At 42.9% G+C, this 23,397-nt stretch carries 21 protein-coding genes and 2 tRNA genes; 13 read left to right on the top strand and 10 right to left on the bottom strand.

Features of this window, described 5'->3' with window-relative positions:
* Window positions 1-18 precede the first annotated feature (18 nt).
* A complete protein-coding gene (locus QZU58_RS00115; RefSeq protein ID WP_294493640.1) occupies window positions 19-1,104 on the bottom strand; it encodes an RtcB family protein in 1,086 nt (361 codons plus the stop codon).
* Window positions 1,105-1,594: 490 nt separating this feature from the next.
* Between QZU58_RS00115 and rpoH the strand changes: the two genes are divergently transcribed.
* Window positions 1,595-2,455, top strand: coding sequence for an RNA polymerase sigma factor RpoH (gene rpoH, locus QZU58_RS00110; protein ID WP_294460617.1), 861 nt, complete (start codon window positions 1,595-1,597; stop codon window positions 2,453-2,455).
* A gap of 45 nt (window positions 2,456-2,500) precedes the next feature.
* On the opposite strand, the gene QZU58_RS00105 is transcribed toward rpoH, so the two are convergent.
* Together QZU58_RS00105 and raiA are read right to left on the bottom strand one after the other, a co-directional pair.
* On the bottom strand, window positions 2,501-2,977 hold the full coding sequence (locus QZU58_RS00105; RefSeq protein ID WP_294493638.1) for a PTS sugar transporter subunit IIA: 477 nt from the start codon (window positions 2,975-2,977) through the stop codon (window positions 2,501-2,503).
* Between the two features lie 18 nt (window positions 2,978-2,995).
* The gene (gene raiA / locus QZU58_RS00100) at window positions 2,996-3,283 is read right to left on the bottom strand and encodes a ribosome-associated translation inhibitor RaiA (RefSeq protein ID WP_294460613.1); all 288 of its coding nucleotides are present in this window, start codon (window positions 3,281-3,283) and stop codon (window positions 2,996-2,998) included.
* Between the two features lie 684 nt (window positions 3,284-3,967).
* Here raiA and QZU58_RS00095 point away from each other — a divergent pair.
* Window positions 3,968-5,560, top strand: coding sequence for an RNA polymerase factor sigma-54 (locus QZU58_RS00095; RefSeq protein WP_294460612.1), 1,593 nt, complete (start codon window positions 3,968-3,970; stop codon window positions 5,558-5,560).
* Between the two features lie 177 nt (window positions 5,561-5,737).
* On the opposite strand, the gene lptB is transcribed toward QZU58_RS00095, so the two are convergent.
* From lptB to QZU58_RS00070, 5 genes are all read right to left on the bottom strand, one after another.
* Window positions 5,738-6,466, bottom strand: coding sequence for an LPS export ABC transporter ATP-binding protein (gene lptB, locus QZU58_RS00090; protein ID WP_294460611.1), 729 nt, complete (start codon window positions 6,464-6,466; stop codon window positions 5,738-5,740).
* 5 nt (window positions 6,467-6,471) lie between these two features.
* Window positions 6,472-7,098, bottom strand: coding sequence for a lipopolysaccharide transport periplasmic protein LptA (gene lptA / locus QZU58_RS00085; RefSeq protein ID WP_294460608.1), 627 nt, complete (start codon window positions 7,096-7,098; stop codon window positions 6,472-6,474).
* A complete protein-coding gene (gene lptC, locus QZU58_RS00080; RefSeq protein WP_294493636.1) occupies window positions 7,064-7,675 on the bottom strand; it encodes an LPS export ABC transporter periplasmic protein LptC in 612 nt (203 codons plus the stop codon). The genes lptA and lptC overlap by 35 nt, the downstream gene beginning before the upstream one ends.
* 1 nt (window position 7,676) lies before the next feature.
* Window positions 7,677-8,231, bottom strand: a complete 555-nt coding sequence (kdsC, locus tag QZU58_RS00075; RefSeq protein WP_294460604.1) for a 3-deoxy-manno-octulosonate-8-phosphatase KdsC — start codon at window positions 8,229-8,231, stop codon at window positions 7,677-7,679.
* Window positions 8,232-8,402: 171 nt separating this feature from the next.
* Complete coding sequence (locus tag QZU58_RS00070; protein WP_294493634.1) at window positions 8,403-13,568, bottom strand: DUF4011 domain-containing protein; 5,166 nt, start codon at window positions 13,566-13,568, stop codon at window positions 8,403-8,405.
* 417 nt (window positions 13,569-13,985) lie between these two features.
* On the opposite strand from QZU58_RS00070, the gene QZU58_RS00065 reads away from it, so the two are divergent.
* The 5 genes from QZU58_RS00065 to QZU58_RS00045 all read left to right on the top strand — a co-directional run bounded on the left by QZU58_RS00065 (window position 13,986) and on the right by QZU58_RS00045 (window position 17,216).
* The gene (locus tag QZU58_RS00065) at window positions 13,986-14,774 is read left to right on the top strand and encodes an ATP-binding cassette domain-containing protein (protein WP_294493632.1); all 789 of its coding nucleotides are present in this window, start codon (window positions 13,986-13,988) and stop codon (window positions 14,772-14,774) included.
* Window positions 14,774-15,553, top strand: coding sequence for a lipid asymmetry maintenance ABC transporter permease subunit MlaE (mlaE, locus tag QZU58_RS00060; protein WP_294461544.1), 780 nt, complete (start codon window positions 14,774-14,776; stop codon window positions 15,551-15,553). Before QZU58_RS00065 ends, mlaE begins: the two co-directional genes overlap by 1 nt.
* A gap of 11 nt (window positions 15,554-15,564) precedes the next feature.
* Window positions 15,565-16,092 (top strand): outer membrane lipid asymmetry maintenance protein MlaD, encoded by a 528-nt coding sequence (gene mlaD, locus QZU58_RS00055; RefSeq protein ID WP_294493630.1) that lies wholly within the window; start codon window positions 15,565-15,567, stop codon window positions 16,090-16,092.
* A 206-nt stretch (window positions 16,093-16,298) separates the two neighbouring features.
* Window positions 16,299-16,934: an ABC transporter substrate-binding protein gene (locus QZU58_RS00050; RefSeq protein ID WP_294461550.1), complete on the top strand. Its 636-nt coding sequence runs from the start codon at window positions 16,299-16,301 to the stop codon at window positions 16,932-16,934.
* A 9-nt stretch (window positions 16,935-16,943) separates the two neighbouring features.
* Entirely contained in the window at window positions 16,944-17,216 is a 273-nt protein-coding gene (locus QZU58_RS00045) for an STAS domain-containing protein (protein WP_294493628.1), read from the top strand.
* A 114-nt stretch (window positions 17,217-17,330) separates the two neighbouring features.
* On the opposite strand, the gene QZU58_RS00040 is transcribed toward QZU58_RS00045, so the two are convergent.
* Complete coding sequence (locus tag QZU58_RS00040) at window positions 17,331-18,251, bottom strand: aldo/keto reductase (protein ID WP_294493626.1); 921 nt, start codon at window positions 18,249-18,251, stop codon at window positions 17,331-17,333.
* Between the two features lie 212 nt (window positions 18,252-18,463).
* On the opposite strand from QZU58_RS00040, the gene murA reads away from it, so the two are divergent.
* From murA to QZU58_RS00025, 3 genes are read left to right on the top strand one after another with little or no spacing between them, the layout of a single operon-like run.
* Window positions 18,464-19,723 carry a UDP-N-acetylglucosamine 1-carboxyvinyltransferase gene (murA, locus tag QZU58_RS00035; protein ID WP_294493623.1) on the top strand — a complete coding sequence of 420 codons (1,260 nt, stop codon included), beginning with the start codon at window positions 18,464-18,466 and terminating at the stop codon, window positions 19,721-19,723.
* 29 nt (window positions 19,724-19,752) lie between these two features.
* Window positions 19,753-20,766, top strand: coding sequence for a UDP-N-acetylmuramate dehydrogenase (gene murB / locus QZU58_RS00030; protein ID WP_294493622.1), 1,014 nt, complete (start codon window positions 19,753-19,755; stop codon window positions 20,764-20,766).
* Entirely contained in the window at window positions 20,754-21,758 is a 1,005-nt protein-coding gene (locus tag QZU58_RS00025; protein WP_294493620.1) for a biotin--[acetyl-CoA-carboxylase] ligase, read from the top strand. The genes murB and QZU58_RS00025 overlap by 13 nt, the downstream gene beginning before the upstream one ends.
* A 76-nt stretch (window positions 21,759-21,834) precedes the next feature.
* Here the strand turns inward: QZU58_RS00025 and QZU58_RS00020 are convergent, their stop codons facing one another.
* Complete coding sequence (locus tag QZU58_RS00020; RefSeq protein WP_294493618.1) at window positions 21,835-22,692, bottom strand: hypothetical protein; 858 nt, start codon at window positions 22,690-22,692, stop codon at window positions 21,835-21,837.
* A gap of 251 nt (window positions 22,693-22,943) precedes the next feature.
* On the opposite strand from QZU58_RS00020, the gene QZU58_RS00015 reads away from it, so the two are divergent.
* The 3 genes from QZU58_RS00015 to QZU58_RS00005 form a co-directional block, all read left to right on the top strand.
* Window positions 22,944-23,028: transfer RNA gene (locus QZU58_RS00015), tRNA-Tyr, on the top strand.
* 23 nt (window positions 23,029-23,051) lie between these two features.
* Window positions 23,052-23,126, top strand: a tRNA-Gly gene (locus tag QZU58_RS00010).
* 82 nt (window positions 23,127-23,208) lie between these two features.
* On the top strand, window positions 23,209-23,397 hold a 189-nt coding region (locus QZU58_RS00005), incomplete at its 3' end, for a GTP-binding protein (RefSeq protein ID WP_294493616.1).

Below are 23,397 nucleotides of genomic sequence, written 5' to 3'. Positions count from 1 at the left end.
AGGAGTGCGGGTACTCTTCTACGCTTTAAAGTTGTACACAGGTTTTAGTACATCTATTATATCCACTGAGTCGTTAATGACATCGATAATGTCATGAATGGATTTGTATGCCATTGGAGATTCGTCCAGAGTGGCTGAGGATACTGATGTTGTGTAAATGCCCTGCATTGTTTCTCTGAATTCATCCATGCTTAGAGTGTTTTTAGCCTGGGTGCGAGACAGCACTCGTCCTGCTCCGTGAGGCGCTGAGTAATTCCATTCCGGTTTTCCAATTCCCCGTGCGATAATGCTCCCGTCACGCATATTAATTGGTATAAGAACCATCTCTCCACTATGAGCGGCAATAGCTCCTTTTCTCAGAATCATTTCTTTTGTATCAATGTAGTTATGAACAGTGTGGAAGGTGGTTCCTCGGTTAAGGCCACATTCATTAAGCAGAATATCTCCCATGATTTCCCTGTTCCTCAGAGCAAAAAGCTGACAAACATTAACATCGTGAAGATAGTCATTAAGGTAATTTCCGCTAAGATGACAGAGATCCTCCGGTATTTTGGAATTGTAATTGAGTTTGATTGCAAGATTCTGATAGTATTCTGCAACCTGCTTGCCGATATTACGGCTGCCGCTATGGATAACAAGATATTTTGTACCGTCAGTGGCTTCGTCAATTTCAATGAAATGATTACCTCCGCCCAGCGTTCCAAGACTGGCATTGAGTCGGGGCAGATTCTGAATATTTGCGTAGCACCGCAATTCTTTGAAATTAAAATTTTCTACAGGGCTTCGATGAAGGTTTCTTCCCGAAGGCAGTCTGTGCGCTGCGGCATCGAAAGCCCTAAAATCAATATCAGTATTCCCAAGATTAATGGTATACATACCGCAGCCAATATCGACTCCGACGACATTTGGAACAACTTTGTCGGTTATGGTCATGGTGGTGCCTATTGTACATCCTTTTCCTGCATGAACATCAGGCATTATCCTGATTTTGGACCCATCGGTGAATACGTGATTGCACATTCTTCTTATCTGTTCCACTGAACAGGAATCGGCAACGGATGCATAACATATGGCCGTGCAGTATTTACCTTTGATTTCAAACATGTTTAATATCCTTCAGGAGGCAGTTCTGTAAGATTTGATTTTTTTCGGGAAAACTTCCCCGTTATTCTTTCTTATATTTGATTTAGGGATTTCCTGTAAAGTTGTGAATTTCTGTTATTTTTACAGAATTCAGTAATGAATTTAACCGGTTATGCACAGAAGATTGCGGATATTCATAAAATTTTACTGGATAATGATATTCCCAATAACCTGATGTTCAGTAAGAGATGTCATCAGAGATTTTAATTTATGGTGTTTAGAAGATATATAGTTTCAAAATTATCTAAAATAAGTGAAATATTAACAAAATTGATCTATTATTGAGTATGTAAGTTTGAAACTAATCACGAAGTGAGCTGTCTATATTTAACAGAGAATGGTTAAACAGTCTGCTGTAGAGTATCATAATCAGTCGGATTGCGTTAATAACGTCGTGCGCAGGTTTCAGGCGTATACGAATGTAGAAGATTTTGTTAAGGGATAATGTGAAATGACACTGAATCAGAATTCGATGATGTTAGTTCCTAGCAGTAACATTGACGGGTATATTCGTGCTGTAAATGCTATTCCTTTACTTACGGCACAGGAAGAACATGATCTGGCCGTTGATTTTCATTCAAACGGCAATATCGAGTCAGCAAGAAAGCTTGTTCTTGCTCATCTTAGATTTGTCGTAAGTATTGCAAGGGGCTACATTGGATACGGACTTCCTCTCGCTGATTTAATTCAGGAAGGTACCGTGGGCCTAATGAAGGCTGTAAAGCGTTTTGACGTAAGTCAGGGCGTTCGTCTGGCTGCGTTTGCGGTACATTGGATTAAAGCAGAGATTCACGATTATGTGATTAAAAACTGGCGCCTCGTAAAGGTTGCCACCACCAAGGCTCAGCGAAAACTGTTTTTTAAGCTTCGTCAGGCTACAAGAAAAACAATCGGTTGGCTGAATATGAATGATACTGCCAAGGTTGCGGATGAACTGGGCGTTACTGCAAATGACGTGAATGAAATGGAAGTTCGTTTAAATTCCAATGACGTGGCATTTGATGGTTATTCCGTCGATGGTGAGGAAGAGGAAGAGAACGTTCCTTCAAATTATCTTGTCGATAGTTCATCAGACTTCAGTCTTAATTATGAACATGCGGATTCAAGCAGAGCTATGATGTTACGTCTTAATGATGTTCTTGGTAAACTTGATGACAGATCCTACCATATCATTAAGAGACGTTGGCTTGACAGTGACAAGGCTACGCTGAGCGAGCTTTCGGAAGAGCTTGGCGTGTCACTTGAGAGAGTAAGACAGCTTGAGAAGGCTACCATGTCAAAGATTAAGGCTTCTCTTGAAGCTGCTGATTAAAATTCTGTATCAGATCTGAATGAGACCGGAGCATAGCTCCGGTTTTTATTTTTTGGAGTCATCTTTAAGAACTGACTCAAAATAACGTGTAACTGAGCCATGAACCTGGGTGGAGATATTTTTCATAAAGCGAAGCTGCTTTACTTTTATGGAATCGCTTAGATCCCTGCTGATTATTTCAAGATCTTCAGCATGCTCGGTGGCAGTGTTTTCATGGAGAAAAAAAGCCAGAAAGATATCTGCAAAAGCATTGTCCTCAACACTGTAGCAGATAGGCTTATCAAGAATGAGCATGATGGCTGTTTCTGTAGTGTCATCAGGAATAATGGCGTGAGGCATGACAAAACCATTGCCTATGTAGGTGCTGCCCATACTCTCACGTTCATTAAGCAGTTTTAAAAGATTTATTGTGGAAATGCCGACTTTTTTGCTTGCCGCCGTGGCAATGACTTCAAAAGTCTTTTTTTTACTATAACAAAGGACAGGGCTTAACACTCTGTCCTTTTCTAGTAATTCACTCAAAAAATGAGACATTCTGAATTATTGGGTAAGCTTTTCTTTATACTTAACCAGCTGACGTTCAAGCTTGTCAGCTAAAGCATCAATGGATGCGTACATGGTCTCTTCGATTGATTCTGCAAAGAGATCGTTGCCGGTTACGGTAACCTTGGCTGCGGCCTTCTGAAGCTGCTGGTTTTCAATACTAAGGGTTACGTGAATTGACTTAACGTAGTCTTCAAGTCTCTTGAGGTGATCCATTTTGCTATTAACATAATCACGAAGAGCATCGGTTACTTCAACGTGATGACCAACGATAGTAATCTGCATAGGCACACTCCTTAATAATAGGATAGATTACATAAGAAATACGTGCCACTTGTGATGGGCATCTGAGCCACAGCCTATCTGTTATCTGTGTGTTATGCCCGGTGGCCTGAATAAGTAAAAAATAGCTTTCTTCTGCTTTCTACTTAATTTAATTCTATGATCGATTTTTTACTTTATCTACCATAAATTTATGGAATAGTGACTAGATACCATCTTTTAAGTCATGTTTGTAGAAAAAATAAACGAATTTTGCCGTTGATAGGTATTTTGACTAATTAATCATAATGAATATGGATGAATTTTATTCTCTTTTACATAGGTAACGTTAAAAAATACAGATTTAATGGCAATAAATTGATCTTCCCGTGGCCAGACAAGTTAGTTTTTTTGTTCGGCCAGTCTGAGGTGTTTGTTCACGATATCAGAACCTGGTTATTGCCGTTTACAGAAAAAGTTATTTGCCACATCAGAATAAAAACTATAAAATCGACTATGACAGTGTAGGGAATTTTTTCCGACATCGAAAAATGAATGCATTAAAAGGCAATAGTCATTTACCAGAACGTACCGGTTATTTTTTCTGTAAATTGAGCCGTAAATAACAGAGCCGGAAGCTTAACGAACTTAAGTTGTAGTATCGACCCCATTGAATACGGGAATATTAACTTTGTTATCGGGTGTATTATGAAAGCCGGATTAAATCTAAATCAAGTCAATGTTCAGACTCTGACAATGACTCCGCAGTTGCAGCAGGCAATAAGATTACTGCAACTTTCAACAATAGATCTTCAGCATGAGATACAGGAGAATCTGGATAAGAATCCTTTTCTGGAAATGGAGGAGAATGACTCCGGTTCCAGCAATGTTACGTCACTTGATGAGATCAGAGAAAAAGAGTACCGCTTGGAAAACGGGAATGACGATATTACTCCTTTTAATAACGATACAACGGTTTCGCTGGACAATGCGCCGTATGTTGACGGCGGCGGAGACAACGACTATACCCCGTTAAAAGGTGAAGAGGGCGGTGATAACTCCATTTCCCGTGAAGACGGGAGTACCATGACTGACAGTGGCAGTGAAGTTGATTTCTGGCAGGAATCGTACAGTGCCGGAGTTTCATCGAGGCGTACTCATAACTCAGACGGTGACGAACTGGAGGATTACCAGGGAGCTACCAGTTATGGTCTTGCCGAGCATTTGAGCTGGCAGCTGAATCTGACGCCGATGAGTGATTCCGATCATCTGATAGCCGAGGCTATTCTGGACGGAATTAACGAATCCGGTTATCTTACCGAGTCTCTGGATGACATCATTTCCGCAGTAAGGCCTGAGTTTCCCGATATAACCATGGGTGATGTTGAAAGAGTTTTAAATATTGTTCAGCATTTTGATCCTGTGGGTATTGCGTCCCGCAGTCTGCAGGAGTCTCTTCTTATTCAGCTGAGTCAGTTCGACGATGATGATAATGTGCGTCTCGCCAGGGTCATTGTTTCTGATTATCTTGAAATTCTGGGAAAGAAGGATTTCAGAACTCTTGCCAAAAATCTTGAAATAAAGGAAAGAAACAGTCATCTGTTAAAGGATGCGATAGATATAATTACCAGACTTGAACCAAGACCTGGAAACTGTATTCCTCAGGAAAAGAGTGAATATGTTATTCCTGATGTTTCCGTTCACAAGAAAGACGGTGTGTGGGTGGCTGAACTGAATCCGAATGCAATTCCTAAAATCAAGTTAAACGAAACATACTGTCAGCTGTGCAGTAATGTCAGAAATCCTCAGGAAAATCAGTACATTCGTAATCATATGCAGGAAGCTCATTCATTCATTCAGAGCGTCAATAAGCGCAATGAGACTCTTTACAGGGTAGCATCGTGCATTGTTCTGCATCAACAGGATTTTTTTGAACGGGGGGAACAGTTCATGAAGCCGCTTGTTCTGAATGATATTGCCATGGAAACGGGGCTGCATGAATCAACAATTTCGAGAGTAACTACCGAAAAGTATATTCATACTCCGAGGGGGACTTTTGAACTGAAGTACTTTTTCAGCAGTCACGTAAGCTCTACGGACAGTTCCGATGAGGTTTCATCCACAGCTATCAGAGCTAAGATTAAAAAGCTTATCAGTGAAGAAAACCAGAAGAAGCCTCTTTCCGATAGCCAGCTGGCCAAGATTCTGGAGAATGAGGGGATTCAGGTGGCAAGAAGAACCATAGCTAAGTATCGTGAATCACTGAATATCCCTCCTTCAAGTCAGAGAAAGGTCATGTAGTACCTTTATGTACTATGTACTGCAGATTTCCACAAAACGTAAAGCCGGCCTTACGGCCGGCAACAGATATTATATGTTTTCTGAAACATATGTCTTCACATAACAGGCAACATATACCGCATTGGTACATGGAACCTGCTTCCAGATGTATGAAGTTAAGTTCTGAGACAAAAAATATCAGATGGAGAAGTCGTTACCCAGATATACCTTCTTTACAAGTTCATTGTTAAGAATGTCTTCAGGCTTGCCGTAGGCGATCATGTTCCCCTGATTAACAATGTAAGCTCTTTCGCAGACATCGAGAGTTTCTCTTACGTTATGGTCTGTGATGAGAACACCGATCCCACGATTGCGTAACTGCTCAATGATTCCTTTGATTTCACCGACGCTTATCGGATCCACACCTGCAAACGGTTCGTCCAGCAGGATAAATTGAGGATCTGAAGCCAGAGCTCTTGCTATTTCAACGCGTCTGCGTTCACCACCGGAGAGACTCATTCCCGTATTTCCCGCTATGTGTTCGATTCTGAACTCACTCAGAAGCTGTTGCATTCGGTTGTATCTGTCAGTTTTTGAGTGAATCTTTTTATTCAGTTCAAGAGCTCCCATAAGGTTTTCCCTTACGGTCAGCCTTCGCCAGATTGACGCTTCCTGAGGCAGGTACCCCAGACCGAATGAAGCTCGCTGATCCATCGGTTTATGAGTGATTTCCTGATCGTCAATGAACACATGACCGTTATCTGCTTTAATGATGCCGACAATCATATAAAATGAAGTGGTCTTACCTGCACCGTTAGGTCCCAGAAGTCCGACGATTTCTCCGTTATTGATTGTCAGGGATACGTCATTAACCACAACTCTCGACTTAAACTGTTTAAAGAGATGCTCTGCTCTTAATATACTCATTTGGGTTACTCTTTTCTGGTATCTTCATTCTTGGATTCATTTTGTTTTTCTGAGTCCGTTTCTTTCTGAATTTCTGCCTTGTTTTCGTCAATCTGGGCTTTCAGCTCTTCCGGAATGAAGACCGTTGTAACTCGATTTCCCTTTTTGCCAGATGTTTCGTTTGAGGATGCTTCAATCCTCTCTTTAGCAATATTGTAGACGATGTTGTCGCTGGTTATTTTGGATGAACCCTGCTCGATGGACGCGTTGTTTTTAAGTTCAACGGTCTGTTTTGTCGGATAGTATGCAATTGTGTGGCTTTTTGCCGTTACCGGTTTGCCATTATCCAGAAGCTGTGAAAACACGGCAGGCTTGCCAAAGGCGGTGGCACTTTTTATCTGGCCTTTTTCATTGCGAACTATTTCAACCCTGTCAGCCCTGATTTTAATGGAGCCCTGGGTTATTTCGACCTCATCGGTAAATGTAATTTTATTTGAACCGAGATCAGCTATCTGTTTGCCTGAATTGATGCTGATTGTTTCCTTAAAGTCATTTTGTTTTGCTTCGGCGACGTTAAGCAGACCGATAAAGCAGAATGACAGGCAGACTGCCGTAAACTTATTTATTTTGAGTAAATCCGGTGTATGTTGCATGACAATCCTCTGATAGTTCAAAGTATTTTGAGGCTAACTGGCCTTTAAATTTCTTACCGTGATTAGTAAACTGGTTACCGATGATATGCACTTCTTCAGGAGTTCTGACCTCATCAGTTCCCAGATCTATTTCCAGGTATGAAGTGCGAATTTCCCTTATGATGCTGTTTTTCCCTGAGGAACTTGCAATAACGGTTCCCCTCAGAAAAATAGTGTCTGCCGAACCTGTCATTGAGCCTGTTTCCGCCTCTATTTTCCAGGTTCCGTTACTTTCCGAACTGAGTTTTTCAATGTCCCTGTTATTTTTATCAAGGGCCGGAGAATAAGTAACAATTGGGTGCGTAAAGTTCGTTTGATCCAGACTATCAAAATATTCGGCTTCCTCAGCCTTAATGCTGCCGTAAAGCATTCCGTCGGAATTATACTGCCTGGTTGAGATGTTGCGCGCTGAAAAAACCGGCTGAACCTCCAGAAGCTTGTCTCTTTCCGTCTGTTCCTGTACGCTTACCCAATCGTAGAAATAGTAGGAACATACTAACAGGACAATGAATGGGGTGATTTTCAGAATTCTGCGCATATCAGATACTGGCTCCAATGATATTCATGGCTCCTCTGGCAGTGAGAATCAGGTCGCATACTTCCCTCACTGCACCGTTTCCGCCATCCAGGTGACATACGTAATCAGCTGCTGCCAGTACAACCGGATGTGCGTCTCTTGGACAGAATGACATACCGCAACCGTTGAATACCGTAATATCAACAATGTCATCTCCGATGTACGCAACTTCTTCAGCCGTAATTCCTGCTGCTTTTATGATTTCCTGAAGAATTGCCGTCTTATCACCGATTCCCTGATAAACGTATTTTGCCCCAAGGGATTTCATTCTTATGTTTACTATCTCTGATTCTCTGCCTGTAATAACTCCGAAGTCCACACCCAGCTTTTGTATGGCCACAATGCCGAATCCGTCCTTAGTGTTGAAGCTTTTGATTTCATCGCCGGAATTTGAGATATAAATTTTGCCGTCTGACAGTACGCCGTCGACATCGCTGAGTAGAATTCTGATTTTTTTGATTCGTTCCATTAATGCTTCGGAAATAGTACCGTAAGGGGTTAATCTTGTAAGCGACATGGTAAACATCCGTATTCAGTGTCGGTAAAACAGATTTGAGCTGCGTAAACAACAATAGCAAGTTAGGAATGCCGCAGAAGGCATTCCTAACTTACTATTCTATCAAAAACTGCACCGATATTGGAAAAATAAACAGGAGACCGATAAGATCTCCCGTTTAACATTTCAAATTTAGCAGGAACGGCTTTCTGGAATGTCTTCTAGCTGTTTCAATACCTGCTGAAGAACAGTTTCAGGATTCCTGTACCATTCACAGCTCCAGATACGGATTATTTTCCAGCCGAGACCTGCAAGAACTGACGGCTGACCGCAACATTTATCAGCCACGGCATAATCAGCGGAGAAGCCGTAACCGTCGCTCATTATGCAGGCTATGTATCTGGCCGGATTCTTAGGATCTTTGATCGCCAAATCAATTTTAAAGCTGGAGGTACCAAGACTTGGAGTACTTTCATATCCGTGTTCCCTGAGTCTGGCTGCGAGAACCTCTATAAGTCTGTCGTTTTTAAAGGAGTGCATTGTATTACGGTTCGGAAGGTACCTGTAGCCTTTCTTTGCATAGGTAAGGAATGACTTTAAGCCTCTGACTCCTTCTGAGGACAGATTCGTAAGGTGCATTGAATCAGGGTCAAGTGAAGAAAATACGACCATTTCTTTCTTCGCTCTGGTAATTGCCACATTGAGACGTCTTTCGCCACCGGCTCTGTTTAAAGGACCGAAGTTCATGGTTATTCGTCCACCTGAGTCTTTCCCGAAACCAATTGAGAACACGATAATGTCTCTTTCGTCACCCTGAACGTTTTCAAGGTTCTTTATAAAGATCGGTTCAGGAAGCTTTAATGCCCTGTCTTCGAGCTCAGGTCTTCTTCTGTACAGTTTTTCAAGATCATCCTCAAGCTGAGCCTGCTGGCGACTGTTGAAGGTAAGGAGACCTATGGATGTATTAAGATTTTCATCATTACTCAGGAAGTTTTCCAGATATTCTATTGTTTGTTTACTTTCTTCTTTGTTTCTTCCTGAACCTCCGCGATCGTACAGACCGTTTACCTCAATGTAGGTTATTTTGGACTGCTGGTCGTCTGGGGATGGGAACGTGCACAGTCTGTTCTCGTAGTACATTATGTTACTGAAGGCAATCAGACTTTCATGAGTGCTACGGTAATGCCAGTTCAGGGTTGTTACCGGCATTCCGAGAGCCATACAGTCATCAAGCACGCTTTCCAGATCCTCTAGTTCATCAGGTACGTCTGTCTGTTTTGCCGAGAAGAAGTCTGTAGGCGGCATCTGTTTCGGATCTCCGACAACAATAAGCTGGTGACCTCTTGCAATGGCACCGACAGCCTCCGACGTAGGCAGCTGAGATGCTTCATCAAAAATGATAAGATCGAATTCATATTTGTCAGGTGACAGATACTGTGCAACGGACAGAGGGCTCATCAGCATGCATGGGCACAGCTTCGGAAGCAGGTGTTCTATATTGTCGAAAATGGAGCGTATGCTCTGTTTTCTTCCGTGGTTTTTGATGGCTTTTGTCAGGAATGTTCTTTCCTGATTAAGGGTTTCATCATTTTCAGCCGTTCTGCGGTAGTGTTGCATAGCGGTAAGAAGTGTGTTTTTGCATCCATCCCTGAATTTTGAAGAGTTTTCTCCAAGCTGGGTCATCTTGTCAGTGAACAGTATTCCCCTGAAGCCCGCAAGACTGCTGTCATGGTTAAGGTAGTAGTTGCAGATGGTCTTTGCAAGAACAAGATCCGCATAGTGATCCCCGACGGATGATTTTATTTTGCCGTGTCTTATGCTTTCCGCCATTTGTCCGAATCCGGCTGCCGCTATTTTTTCGAGGCGGGAGTTAAGCTCCGTCCACTCTCCGATATTATTCCTGTTTTCGAGAAGACCGCAGGAGATATTTGTTACGTCGTTAATATTTGTCGGCAGGTCATTTTCGTTAACTGAGAAATATCCGGTGATTTTATGCACGGCGTCAACCATTGCATCAAGAGCTAAACTGATTTCATTGATCCCGGCAATAACAGAATCCGGTGAATTTTCAGCATGATTAAGGGCTGAAGTTATGTTTGAAAGCACCGGAATGCCGTTGATGTCTTTCTCTATGTTTTTTATTTCTTCAGCGACTTTCAGAGTGTTTTCAGCATATGTACATGCTCTTTCAGAATCCGTGCTAAACAGGGATGCAAGTTTAGGACATGAAGAGCTTAAGGCTGATAAGCTGATGTCAGCAGCCTTGCATATCTCAGAATATTCTTCAGCCTTTTGAGCTGTTTCCAGAAAATTGTCTGATGTGATTTTTATGTCTGCACCCAGAGCCTTCTGCAGTACGGAAACACTGTTTCTGTGTGACAGGAACCTGCCTATGAAAAATTTCTGTTCGTCAAGTTCCCACTCTTTTATAAGCCCGTGAACATCAACGGAAAGTACATCATCGGCATTTTTACCCAGGATGGCGGCCAGTTCCTTCTTTCTTCGGAATTTCTTTACGGTATCACCGATGTCGGATGAAAGCACTGAAAGATTTGCCGAACTTAGCATTTCCGTACTTATGTCAGGTGTCTGTATCAGTTTGTTTATTCTGCCTGCTGCGGTTGCCGTTTCGAATATGCTCAAAGTATTCTTAGGAATGCCGAGAATGCTTTCTGCTCTGTCCTCGGCCTCGCCAGCCTTAGTGCCGGCAGTAACCATGTCTTCGGTACTGATATCCGGAGCTCCGTTAGGAACCTTGCAGAGATGAGACAGATGAAGCGGATTGTCGGACAGGTCATCGTTGTTCTGAGTCAGCAGTGCGAGCTCTCTCAGTGCGGTATTTACCTGCTGAAGAATCTCTGCAGTTGTGTTTTTAAGGAAATTCTCGTCCACGTCAAGTGCAGGCACGTCCGCTGCTTTGGCCGATATGCACATGGCGTCATAAACACTGAGGTTTGCGCACTTCTTTTCATGCAGTGCGGAAATTTCCTCTTTGATTTCGTTCTTCTGGCCGTTGAGGGTTTTACAGAGAAGGGAGAAGTCATTGATATTACTCTTCGGGATGTCTGGGATACTTTCAGCCAGTCTGTTAAGAACCACGCTTTTTCTCTGGGTATTTGAATGCAGTTCCAGACAGTAAGGTGCAAGTCCGAGTTTGGACAGTCGACGGAAGACCACGCTGAGGGCTGCCATTTTTTCTGCCACAAACAGTACTTTCTTTCTTTTCGACAGAGCGTCGGCGATTATGTTTGTAATTGTTTGGGATTTGCCGGTACCCGGAGGACCCTGAAGTACAAAACTACGTCCGGAAGAGGCCTGCCACAGAGCGTCGAGCTGACTGGTGTCTGCCATGATCGGCTGACACAGCTCACCATAATTGAACCGTTCATCGACTGGTTTGCCCATGTTTTCCGGAGCTGAGAATTTTTCTCCGGTGACAGTGCCGTTACACAGCGCATTAAACAGCTCGTTTCTTCTGAAGTATTCTTCATTGGCAACAAGATCCTGCCACATTACGAATTTTCTGAAGGAGAAATTACCAATGCCGGCTTTTTCCTCAACGTCCCATCTTTGCATTTGCATGATGGACTTGCGGAAAATAGCCAGAATTTTCTTAACGTCAACTCCGTTTTCGTCTTTCGGCAAATCATCAAGTCCAGGTATTTCTATCTCAAATGACTGTCGCAGCATTTCAAGCAGAGTATGATTGATGATGGTTTCTTCGTCACGACCGGAGAGCTCAAACGGTGAGCGTGAATTTTTACGGCTGATGTCTACCGGGATCATCAGTATAGGAGCATATTTAGGATTTGAAGAGGTATCGGATTCATACCATTTCAGAAGCCCCATTGTGAGGAAGAATGAATTGGCTCCGTTTTCCTCCATTGATGTCTGAGATTCTTTGTATATTTTCTGAAGAGTTTTTGTCAGAGTGTCTTCATCGGAAATTGGAACGTGAAGATTACAGGTCTTTTCGTCCTCCCTGACAAGATTCTCAAGATTGTCCGTAAGAGTTCCGTTGTTATTTTCATATTCCGTTACGGCAGCTTCAGGCAGGGTGTTGAGTGTGTATTTTTTTCCCTGTGAAATATTATCTTCAAAATCCGCTAGGGTGCTTATGAGGATCTGGCAGGCTCCTTTGTCGAACCTCAGGTTCAGCAGACGGTTTCTAAGACTGAGATCAAGAAGTTTGTTTTTCCATATCTGCAGATGAGTCATTTTACCCTGATTGTTTTCGGAAATACGTATTTCCAGCGGGTCAAGATTCTGCGGCTTTACGATTTGGGTAAACTTGCTGTCCTGAACAAGCTCTATTGAACCGTTGTCTTTCTGAACTTTCTGAGGTAATGGCTTGTAACCGTTGAGACGGCTGCGATAGATGTCCAGTGCCAATTCAAAATTCTTAATCTTCAGATTTTTGTCAGCTTCATTTACGGCCGTGTCAAAAGATTCTGAAGAGCAGAGCATGGTACTTTCCGCAAGAATGATGTCATGAATGTTTATTGCTGAATGCTTGAGAACCGTTTCCCTGTCTTCTATGAGACTGTTTGGATAAGGATCGGCACATGTCCATACACCAACATAGGCATGATCATCAAAAAGCACAAGCAAAGGGTGCAGTCCCACGTTTTCAAGAAGAGATGCCAGAAGACATGACAAATCAAGACAGTTTCCCGTTTTATCATGAAGAATGCTTTCGCAACTTCTTATGCGCTGTCCTCCGCGGATGTGGGCTGATGCTGAAGCTACCTGATAGCGGATGTGCTGGTCCTGTACGGCTTGATAGATTGCGGAAAACTGCTGGTTAACATAGTTGATGTTATTGCTTTGATAGGCATTAAAGCTGAGTGACGGGTTTATTTTTTTTAATTTCGTTTCCGCAAGTGTAAGCAGATTCGAAAGAACAGGTGAGTTAGGTGTCACGAAAGATGCCAGCATTTCTGTTTTGGATATGTTCCAGAAATCATGAGCCTGGATTTCTATATTTTTAGAATATTTGGCCAGTTCGTTACCTGAAGCGTCTTTTACGGTAATGTAAATGACATCTTTGAAACTGTCAGTGTATGAAGACAGTACCAAAGGTTTGAAAACAATTTTCGGATTCTCGATGACGTAAGACTCAGATGCCTGCAGTTCCGTTATGTTTTCCGTGTATATTTCAGCTATGTCCGAAGCAAAAGCTATTTCAACGGTAGGGGCGTCAATATGAGTGTTAGAGGTTATGTAGATGCTGTTGATAAAATTCTCGTTATTGTGGAAAGAGACATAATTAAGGTTCTCGTTTATGTCTGCCAGAATATTGATTTTCTGGTCTGCTGTCTGATTATTTTCATCCTGTGAACTGTTTTGGGTAGTCATACATCAGCCTCGTGAGCTTCAGGCGTTTTGCGGTATGCTCCTAAGTATTCCGCAAAACGTCATTAGGGAATATTAATCAAAAAGGGTAAGGATACCCGTGCGGTATATCTACAAAATTTTATTCCAACGATAGTATGTTTGCACAATTTTTTTGTCCGTTATGTCGGCTGTGCGGTAAATAAAGTAAATGTCCTGTGAAAGGTTATGATGCGGGCCGGAGTGGAGATTTATGTTTTTAAATTACGTAAGAGTACAAATAATCACGAAACTAAATGACAAATTTTTTGACTAATAAACGTAATCTAAAGTAAATTAATCAGATACGCGGTAATACGGGTTCTTTCAGCTCGGCGGAAAGGAATGTCTGTTTTAAGAAAATACCCGACTGTTTTTTTCAGATAATGATACTGGAAAATTATGAATAATCTAGTAGAAATAAAAGATCTTTCGTTTTCGTACGGAAAGAGAATAATTTACGAAAACGTAAGTCTTGAAATTCCCAAGGGCAAAATAACCGCCTTTATGGGACCGAGCGGTACAGGTAAAACAACCATGCTTCGTCTTATAGGCGGACAGCTTGTGCCTGATGCCGGCTCCGTAATGTTTGACGGTATAAACGTCCATAAGCTCAGCAGACCGGATTTATACAGTCTTCGCAGAAGAATGAGCATGCTTTTCCAAAGCGGGGCTCTGTTTACCGATTTGAACGTTTTTGACAATGTTGCCTATCCGATAAGGGAACATACAAAACTTCCCGAAGAAGTTATCAGGGACATGGTTCTGATGAAACTTGAAGCCGTTGGACTTCGCGGTGCGGCCGGTCTTATGCCTCACGAGCTGTCAGGCGGCATGGCAAGAAGGGCTGCTTTGGCACGTTCCATTGCTTTGGATCCTGAGCTGATCATGTATGACGAACCGTTTACCGGGCAGGATCCGATAACCATGGCCGTTCTTCTCAGACTTATTAAGACTCTTAACCGGACACTTGGACTTACATCGGTTGTGGTTACTCATGATGTATCGGAAATTCTGACGATTGCCGATTATGCATATATTCTCGCAGGTACCAAGGTTGTGGCCGGTGGTACTCCAGAAGAACTGAAAAAATCTGAGGATCCAAGGGTCAGACAGTTCATAAAAGGCGAGTACGACGGTCCCGTCCCCTTTAATTATCCGACGGAAGTCAGTTATCTCAAGGATTTGTAATGTTTATATTAAATCTGATTTTAAAACTGGGGAGCTGGGGACAGCGTCGGTTGTCGGCCATAGGCAGGGCGACAATCATGCTTTTTTATTCCCTGGTGGGCAGACCCCAGTTCCGTAAGAATTTTCCTCAGCTGATCAGGCAGATTTACGTGGTCGGTGTGCAGTCCATAAGCATTATAGTTGTTTCAGGTCTGTTCATAGGTATGGTACTTGGTCTGCAGGGCTTCCACGTTCTGGTCGATTTCATGGCTGAGGGGGCTCTCGGACAGATGGTGGCTCTTGCTATCATAAGGGAGTTGGGACCTGTTGTTACGGCACTGCTGTTTGCCGGACGTGCCGGTTCCGCCCTGACTGCAGAAATAGGTCTGAAAAAGGCTACCGAACAGCTTCTGTCCATGGAAATGATGGCAGTGGATCCTCTGAGACGTGTCATAGCACCTCGTTTCTGGGCCGGTGTAATATCCCTGCCGTTGCTTACAATTATTTTTACGTTGGTAGGTATCTTTGGCGGTAAGCTCGTGGGAGTCGACTGGCTGGGAGTGGATGACGGCATATTCTGGAGCGGTATGCAGAGTTCCATTGATTTCTGGGATGATCTGATGATGTGTGCCATCAAAAGTGTGGTGTTTGCAATAACCGTCATTTGGATTGCCCTCTTTAACGGTTACGATCTTGTTCCTACTTCCGTGGGAATAAGCAAGGCAACGACAAATACCGTGGTTCAGTCATCTCTGGCTGTTCTTGGACTTGATTTCGTATTAACTGCCGTAATGTTTTGAGGAATGAAAAAGTGAAATTTAGCAAGATTGAATTTACAGTAGGTTGTTTTATTGTGGCAGCCATCATATGCGGCGTATTGCTGGCACTGAAGGTTGCCGGTCTGACTTTTGATTTTAAGAATGATTGTTATACGGTTCATGGTTATTTTGATAATGTCGGATCTCTGAAGCTTCGTTCACCTGTCAAGATCGGTGGCGTGGTTGTAGGCAGGGTTTCCAATATCTATGTGGATCCTGAAAAACTAGTGCCGGTTGTGGAAATGGAGATTCAGCGGAAATACAATATGCTGTCCAGTGAAAGTAAGGCTTCCATTCTGACTGCGGGACTTATCGGAGAGCAGTATATCGGCATTACCCCCGGGTTCTATGATGAGGATATGGGAACAACCTATCTTAAGGATGGTGACAGAATTAACGATACGGGGTCGGCTATAGTACTTGAGGATCTTATCGGTAAATTCCTTTATTCCGTTAATAAGTCAGACAGTTCCTCAGAATCATCATCTTCCGGTTCAGGAGATGCGGAGAATGTGCAGTAGTCGACGCGAATACGTCCTTGTCCTGTCTAGTCCGGACATGTTCTCAAGGAGATGCGGAAGCGGTGGTTCCGCCGTCTTCTGAAAATTTTTTGAATTATTACAAAGATTACGTATCTAATAACATGGCGGCCTGAAGGTCAGGCCTGTTGACAATAACCGGTGTCATTCCATATAGGGACTGATGTCCGTAATTGCGAGGAAAATAAATGCTGAACAGATTTTTTAAAGCCCTGATGGCTGTGGTGTTTTTTTGCTTTTCAATGAATTCTTTTGCTTCAGCAGAAGTGAATTCCGAGGATCCTTATGAACTTATTAAAACACTGGCAGACAATACTTTTTCGGCAATAAGGGCTAATAAGGATAAACTTGGTGACACCAGCGTCTCAAGAGGCATAATTCGTACGGAACTGTTGCCTTATATTGACAATAAGTATGCGGCACTGAAGGTAATAAATCAGAATCTGAAGCAGACTAACGAAGAGCAGCGAAACAGGTTTGTGTCTGCTTTTACGGATTATATCATTGCGACATATGCCGATGCCCTGAAGAAGTACACTTCTCAGACTGCTGAAGTTCAGAAGCCAAACAAGGTCGATGCCGATGACGGATTTACTTCAGTTAAGGTGTTTGTGAAGGAAGCTGGAGCTCCTGACATTGAGGTTATTTTTAAGCTTCGTAAGAATAAGAAGACCGGACAGTGGAAAATATATGACATGGTTGCTGAAGGCATCAGCCTTCTCAGTGCAAAGCAGTCAGAGTTAAGCGGTTTAATCAGAGACAAGGGAATTGATGCCGTAAGCAGACAGCTGAATGAACATGTTGCCGCTACAGCCACCAAATAGGACGGAATAATGAAACTTAACGGTTCACTTGATTTCAACAGCGTTGAAAGGCTCTGGAAGGAGCGGAAGAGTTTTTTTGCCGACGGCGTTGCCGATCTGAGTTCCGTCGATAAGATTGATTCGGCAGGTATATCATTTCTGGTTCTCTGGTCTAAGGAGCATGAGTATAGACTGAAAGTTATCAATCCTCCGGCTGAAGCAATAAACCTTATAAGGTTGTTTAAAGTCAGTGAACTGTTTGAGATCAGTGAACGTTCGCAACAGGTAAAGGCTGAGGAATAAGCTGAATTCATAATGGGCAGAAAGGGATCGAATGTTTGTTTCGATCCCTTTCTAGATCTGTGGTGGTAAGGGTAAGCACCACATGGTATGACAGTGAGATATGAAAGGAGAGCTTTAAGGCAGACTGTACCCTGCAGCCAGATAGAGTCCGTACCATTCCTCTCTGGTGAGGTTAATGTTGGCTGCTTTTAAAAAGTCTTCATAATGCTCTTTGTTTACTGTTCCGGAGATCACCTGAACATTCCTGCCAAGACGGAGATTCCATGCTGCGGCTATACTGGCTTTGGAAACACCGTATTTCTGACAAAGTTCCCACAGCTTTCCGTTCAGAGGCCCGTATCCTGGATTATCTATAAAAGTACCCTGAAATGTACCGAACTGCAGAGGACTCCATGTCTGCATCTCTATTCCGCGAAGACGGCAGTAATCAAGAAGCCCAAGTGTTCTGCTAAGACCATTTTGGGAGTATGTGTTTGTTTCCAGTCCCTCGGAGATCATAGGGGCAAAAGCCAGACTTAATTGGACCTGGTTAAAGGCTACTTTGTGAGTCGTGTTTTTCTGAAGATATTCAATCTGGGCAGGATTACAGTTAGATACGCCGAAGGCTCTTACTTTGCCACTTTCATACAGTCTGTCAAAAGCCTTTCCGATTTCCTCCGGTTCCCATAGAACATCCGGGCGGTGAATCAGGAATACGTCCAGATAACCGCACCCGAGGCGTGACAGAATTTCATCGACGGATTTCATTATGTAATCAGCTGAATTGTCATAGCAGATGCCGGGTTTTATTCCGCATTTTGACTGAATTATAAGATTTTCACGCTGAATATTGCGTGTTTTTAGCCAGGATCCGAATGTATGTTCACAGTCACCGTTACCGTAAATATCGGCATGGTCAAACCATACGGTTCCTCTTTCCATGGCGAAGTCCAAAAAGGAAAATGCTTCATCAGGTCCACGCCCCATGAGTCTCATCATGCCAGAGATTATTCGATGGGATTCTGCCTTTTGCAGAATTATTTCAGGTATGTTCATACAATAATCCTTAATTGTGGTTAAGTATGGTGGGATGCGGATTTATTATGGCATTAATCCGTGCATGTTAAACGTTTTTTGTTCAGCTGAGCTCATGGTTTTGGATGGTAATAAGGCTGATGGACAATGTGTTATTAGTTGAGTTTTACGTTAAACATTTGTAAAATTCCGTTGGTTTTATTTGATTTTTATACCTTTTGCAGGTTGCAATTATGCATAAATTTAAAATTGAAGGCGGAAAGGCCTTAATCGGTGATGTTGTTATTTCCGGAGCCAAAAATGCGGCACTGCCAATTATCCTGGCAACCATTCTTACTGATGAACCTGTTGTTTTGCACAATGTTCCGGACTTAAGGGATGTAAAAACCTCCTTTAAGTTGCTGGAGACAGCAGGAAAAACTGTCAGACAACTGGGCGAAGGCAGTTACGAAATAACCGGAACCGTTAAGAACTCTCAGGCACCTTATGATCTGGTTAAGACTATGAGAGCTTCAATTTTGACGCTCGGACCGCTTGCTGCCAAAACCGGTATGGCTGACGTGTCGCTGCCTGGAGGTTGTGCCATTGGTGCCAGACCTGTTAATCTGCATATTCATGGTCTCGAACAGATGGGGGCACATGTGGAAATTGAGTCAGGGTACATTAAGGCACGCGTGAATAACAGACTCGTCGGTACTCACATATACATGGACATGATTTCTGTTACAGGCACTGAAAATCTGGTTTCTGCCGCAACTCTTGCATATGGTGAAACACTTCTTCAGAACGTTGCAAGGGAACCGGAAGTCGTGGATCTCGTGAATTTTCTTAAGACCTTAGGGGCTGACATCAGCGGTGAGGGTACAAATGAAATAACCGTAAAAGGTGTTGAAAAGCTTCATGGCGGTGAATATACCGTACAGCCTGATAGAATTGAAACCGGAACATTTCTGGTGGCTGCTGCGGTAAGTGGCGGATGTATCACTTGTCACAGAACAGATCCTAAGAATATGATGGCCGTTATCGCAAAGCTGGAGGAAGCCGGAGCTCTTGTTGAATGCGGTGATGATTATATTAAGCTTGATATGCGTAACCGCGAGCTGAAACCTGTTAACATAACTACGGCACCGTATCCTGCCTTTCCAACTGACATGCAGGCTCAGTTTACTCTGCTTAACGCTATTGCAAAGGGAACCGGTGTTGTAACTGAAACCATCTTTGAGAACAGATTCATGCACGTTCCTGAATTGAATCGTATGGGCGCCAATATTGAGCTACAGGGTAACAGTGCAATCTGCCGTGACTGCAACGGCTTAAGCGGTGCTCAGGTGATGGCAACAGATCTGCGCGCAAGTGCTTCATTGGTAATCGCCGGTTTCATAGCCAAGGGGACAACCATTGTGGATCGTATTTATCACATGGATCGAGGCTATGAGAAAATCGAGGAGAAATTCAGGGCTCTTGGTGGTTCAATTGAACGTATTCCTGAATGATTGTTCCATAATTTTTACGGAGAATCGGTATGCCGTTTAATTTAAAATCCTACAATACTTTTGGACTTGACGTAGATGCGGCATACGGATACGTCATCCGTGATTTTGCCATGTTCGGCATGGCTTTCAAAAAAATAAAGGATACCGGCCTGCCGTTTATCGTGCTCGGTGAGGGGTCTGATGTTCTTTTTACCGAAAATTTTAATGGTATTGTGCTGATAAACAGACTCTTAGGCTACGAATTTGCCGAAGACGCTAATTTTCACTTTGTGAAGCTTCAGGCAGGGGAAAATTTTGACCGAGCCATAAGAACATGCCTTTCCAAGGGAATCTACGGACTGGAGAATTTGGCTTTAATCCCCGGGACGGCAGGAGCGGCACCGGTTCAGAATATAGGGGCTTATGGCTCTTCATTCTCTGATTTCTGCAGGTATGTTGAGGTTCTGGATCTCGAAAATAATAAACTGTCCAGAATTAAGGCCGAGGATTGTGAATTCGGGTATCGTACAAGTATTTTCAAAAAAACGGAGAATATCGGAAAATACATTATTACCGCCGTGGAACTTAAAATACCGAAAAAATGGAAACCGAATCTGAACTATGCCTCACTGGATGGTTTAAGCGGTGCGGGGGCAACAGATATTTACGAGCGCATTTCAGATATCCGTAAGTCAAAATTACCGGATCCTCATATTATTGGAAATGCTGGCAGCTTCTTTAAGAATCCTACGGTGGATAGCGATTTTTACAAAAATTTTGTGTCAGAATATGGGACTGTTCCCGGATATTTCACTGAAGGTGAGGGTAGGGTAAAGCTTGCAGCCGGATGGCTTATAGAAAAAGCAGGATGTAAAGGACTCAGAATGGGTAATGCCGGCACCTATGATAAACAGTCACTTATAGTCGTTAACCATGGCGGTGCTACTCCTTTAGAAGTAGTAAATGCGGCCAGATACGTAAGAACTCAAGTGCTTGATAAATTCGGTATTGAGCTTATTCCTGAAGTCAGAATTTTTGGGAGAGATGGTGAATGCGGTCTGTAGGACCTATCGGGGCAAAGGTTTTTTCCCCTGATGAACTTAAGATTCTCAATGTCCTGTCAGACGGCAGGTTTCACAGCGGTGTTGAACTTGGGGAGGTCATAGGAAAGACCAGATCATCAGTTCTTCACAACATAAAGAATATTGCTGAAAGCGGAATATGTTTTAACAGAGTTGTGGGCAGGGGCTACCAGCTTCAGCATGTTCCGTGTTTTTACGACAAGAAATCTCTAAAAAGCCGTGACGGACTTTTGTTCTTTGATTGCATAGAGTCAACTAACACGTATCTGCTTGGAAGAACAGATGTTTCTAATGGAACCGTGGTGGTTGCTGCTTTCCAGAACGGTGGAAAGGGACGTCGAGGCAGAAAGTTTATTTCCCGGTACGGCGATCAGATTATGTTCAGCTACGCCTGCAGATTTAATGAGATTGCGGAAGTAAGTGGTCTTAGCATTCTTGCCGGTGTTTCGATTGTAAAAACGTTAAGAGCTGCCGGACAGCAGAACATCGGCCTCAAGTGGCCTAACGATATCTATGTTTCCGGGAAAAAGGCCGGAGGCATTCTTGTTGAGACAACATGTGATTCTGACGGAGTGTTTGTTGTTATAGGAATAGGTCTTAACGTTGAAAGAGGCTTTTTGTTCTCATCGGAAATTCATAACATTGATCGAGAGCTGAACACTATTGATGTGGCTGGAAATGACGGAAGCAGACGTACGGATCTTCTTCTGAGGTTATGCGAAGGGCTGGATGCGGATCTCACAGTATACAGAAGTAAGGGATTGGCTCCATTCACAGACTATTTCAATGGGTGCGATGTATTCAGTGGAAAGCAGGTTGTGCTTACAAATGACAATGTAAACATTTTTGGCACATGTTTGGGAATTTCTCCATCAGGCTCTCTGATTATCCGTGATGAAAATAATATAAAAAGGGAAATATTTGCCGGTGACATAAGTCTTCGCCCTGTTTCTCAGGAACCGAGCAGAGGCTGAGAACTGAACTCCTTAATGCTAAATTTGTAAAATTCCCTCGGAAACGGCAGGTGATGCCTTAGTTGGGATTTTGTTATCATGATGTTTTCAGATGCACTGAGAAAATGTCATGATATTGCCCTTTCCTTACTACTAAATCCGCATGAATCATGGAAGGTTGAATGTACAGCCGGAAATTGCGGTAGTTGATATCATACCAGCGGTGGTCAATAATCTTTTGTAGTTCATGATGACTCATGCCAATCATTTCGGCGTAGTGAGACTTATCCTGATTTCTTTTGGCGTCTTCCAAATGGTTCAGAAATCTGCTTCTGAACCAGTCGTAGAGATTATCATCAGATGCGTCAAGAAAAATGGAAGCGTCCAAGAAATCCCGAATATTGCCGACCTTTGGTAACGTTGGGATACTGTAGCTGTCCGACAGAGTATTGATACCTTCGAGAATGAGAATATTGCATTCAGGAAGAATTTGCGGGGTATCGGTTATATCGTAAAGGTCATGAGAATAGCAGGGGTAGGTTATCTTTGTCTTCCCTTCCCTGTAATCATTAAGAAAACTGATTATTTTTTTGTAGTCGTAGGATACGGGAAAGCCTTTCTCTGACATGATGTTTCTTTCTTTGAGTATGTGTGCGGGAAAGAGAAAATTGTCGGTTGAGACCACATTTACATTCAGCACGGGATAAACGGAAAGAAAAGTTGATCTTAGCTGTTCGGCAAAAGTTGATTTTCCGACAGCTACGCTTCCTGATATTCCAATGATAATGCGTGAATCGGAAGAAATGTCTTTGCCGGCATTGCTGTTCCTTATGACTGATATAAGTGAATCCAAGACTGTATGCATTCCCTGTTCACTATCAGTACCCGGGCTGGCGCTATCCTGCATGTACAGTACACGATACTTTTTCAGGGAAAGTATCCCGAAATCAGTCATGACAACCTCCATCAGTCTGTTAATTTATGAATGATCCTGGCTGCAATTATAAATACATGTGACATTTAATGAATATGAAAGGTGAACAAACAATAAATTTGTCTAAAAAACGTTCATAAATACCACGATCAGATCAAAAAAAACGGAAAAATGTAAAATATTAACAAATATGTATTGCATGCCTTGTACTTTTCATGTAATATTCGCACCCACAGGGTAACCGAGAAGGTTACTATCTGTAAAACCAGACTGGAGGGGTTCCCGAGCGGTCAAAGGGAGCAGACTGTAAATCTGCCGACTCTGTCTTCGAAGGTTCGAATCCTTCCCCCTCCACCATTCATGGTTTGTATACGATTAGGGCGGGCATCGTATAATGGTTCTTACCCAAGCCTTCCAAGCTTGTGATGCGGGTTCGATTCCCGCTGCCCGCTCCATGTTTTATTTTAAATAATTTCACATCGTCTGAAACTGTGGCGTTTCATGCCTACAGTGATCACTTTATTAGAGGAACTAGGTATGTCAAAGGAAAAGTTTGAACGTACAAAGACTAACGTGAACGTAGGTACAATCGGTCACGTAGACCATGGTAAGACTACTTTAACTGCAGCTATTACTACCGTACTGGCAAAGACCTTCGGTGGTGAAGCTAGAGCATTCGACCAGATCGATAACGCTCCAGAAGAAAAGAGCCGTGGTATCACCATT

The organism is uncultured Ruminobacter sp. (genome assembly GCA_902764345.1).
GTDB lineage: Bacteria > Pseudomonadota > Gammaproteobacteria > Enterobacterales > Succinivibrionaceae > Ruminobacter.
This window is presented reverse-complemented; position numbering and strand designations above follow the sequence as displayed.

Coding starts and splice junctions, on each gene's coding strand:
- rpoH (WP_294460617.1), top strand. CDS start 1,595: ATGACACTGAATCAGAATTCGATGATGTTAGTTCCTAGCAGTAACATT.
- QZU58_RS00020 (WP_294493618.1), bottom strand. CDS start 22,692: ATGACTGATTTCGGGATACTTTCCCTGAAAAAGTATCGTGTACTGTAC.
- lptB (WP_294460611.1), bottom strand. CDS start 6,466: ATGAGTATATTAAGAGCAGAGCATCTCTTTAAACAGTTTAAGTCGAGA.
- QZU58_RS00050 (WP_294461550.1), top strand. CDS start 16,299: ATGCTGAACAGATTTTTTAAAGCCCTGATGGCTGTGGTGTTTTTTTGC.
- lptA (WP_294460608.1), bottom strand. CDS start 7,098: ATGCAACATACACCGGATTTACTCAAAATAAATAAGTTTACGGCAGTC.
- lptC (WP_294493636.1), bottom strand. CDS start 7,675: ATGCGCAGAATTCTGAAAATCACCCCATTCATTGTCCTGTTAGTATGT.
- QZU58_RS00065 (WP_294493632.1), top strand. CDS start 13,986: ATGAATAATCTAGTAGAAATAAAAGATCTTTCGTTTTCGTACGGAAAG.
- QZU58_RS00040 (WP_294493626.1), bottom strand. CDS start 18,251: ATGAACATACCTGAAATAATTCTGCAAAAGGCAGAATCCCATCGAATA.
- QZU58_RS00095 (WP_294460612.1), top strand. CDS start 3,968: ATGAAAGCCGGATTAAATCTAAATCAAGTCAATGTTCAGACTCTGACA.
- QZU58_RS00115 (WP_294493640.1), bottom strand. CDS start 1,104: ATGTTTGAAATCAAAGGTAAATACTGCACGGCCATATGTTATGCATCC.
- mlaE (WP_294461544.1), top strand. CDS start 14,774: ATGTTTATATTAAATCTGATTTTAAAACTGGGGAGCTGGGGACAGCGT.
- kdsC (WP_294460604.1), bottom strand. CDS start 8,231: ATGTCGCTTACAAGATTAACCCCTTACGGTACTATTTCCGAAGCATTA.
- murA (WP_294493623.1), top strand. CDS start 18,464: ATGCATAAATTTAAAATTGAAGGCGGAAAGGCCTTAATCGGTGATGTT.
- QZU58_RS00070 (WP_294493634.1), bottom strand. CDS start 13,568: ATGACTACCCAAAACAGTTCACAGGATGAAAATAATCAGACAGCAGAC.
- raiA (WP_294460613.1), bottom strand. CDS start 3,283: ATGCAGATTACTATCGTTGGTCATCACGTTGAAGTAACCGATGCTCTT.
- QZU58_RS00025 (WP_294493620.1), top strand. CDS start 20,754: ATGCGGTCTGTAGGACCTATCGGGGCAAAGGTTTTTTCCCCTGATGAA.
- murB (WP_294493622.1), top strand. CDS start 19,753: ATGCCGTTTAATTTAAAATCCTACAATACTTTTGGACTTGACGTAGAT.
- QZU58_RS00045 (WP_294493628.1), top strand. CDS start 16,944: ATGAAACTTAACGGTTCACTTGATTTCAACAGCGTTGAAAGGCTCTGG.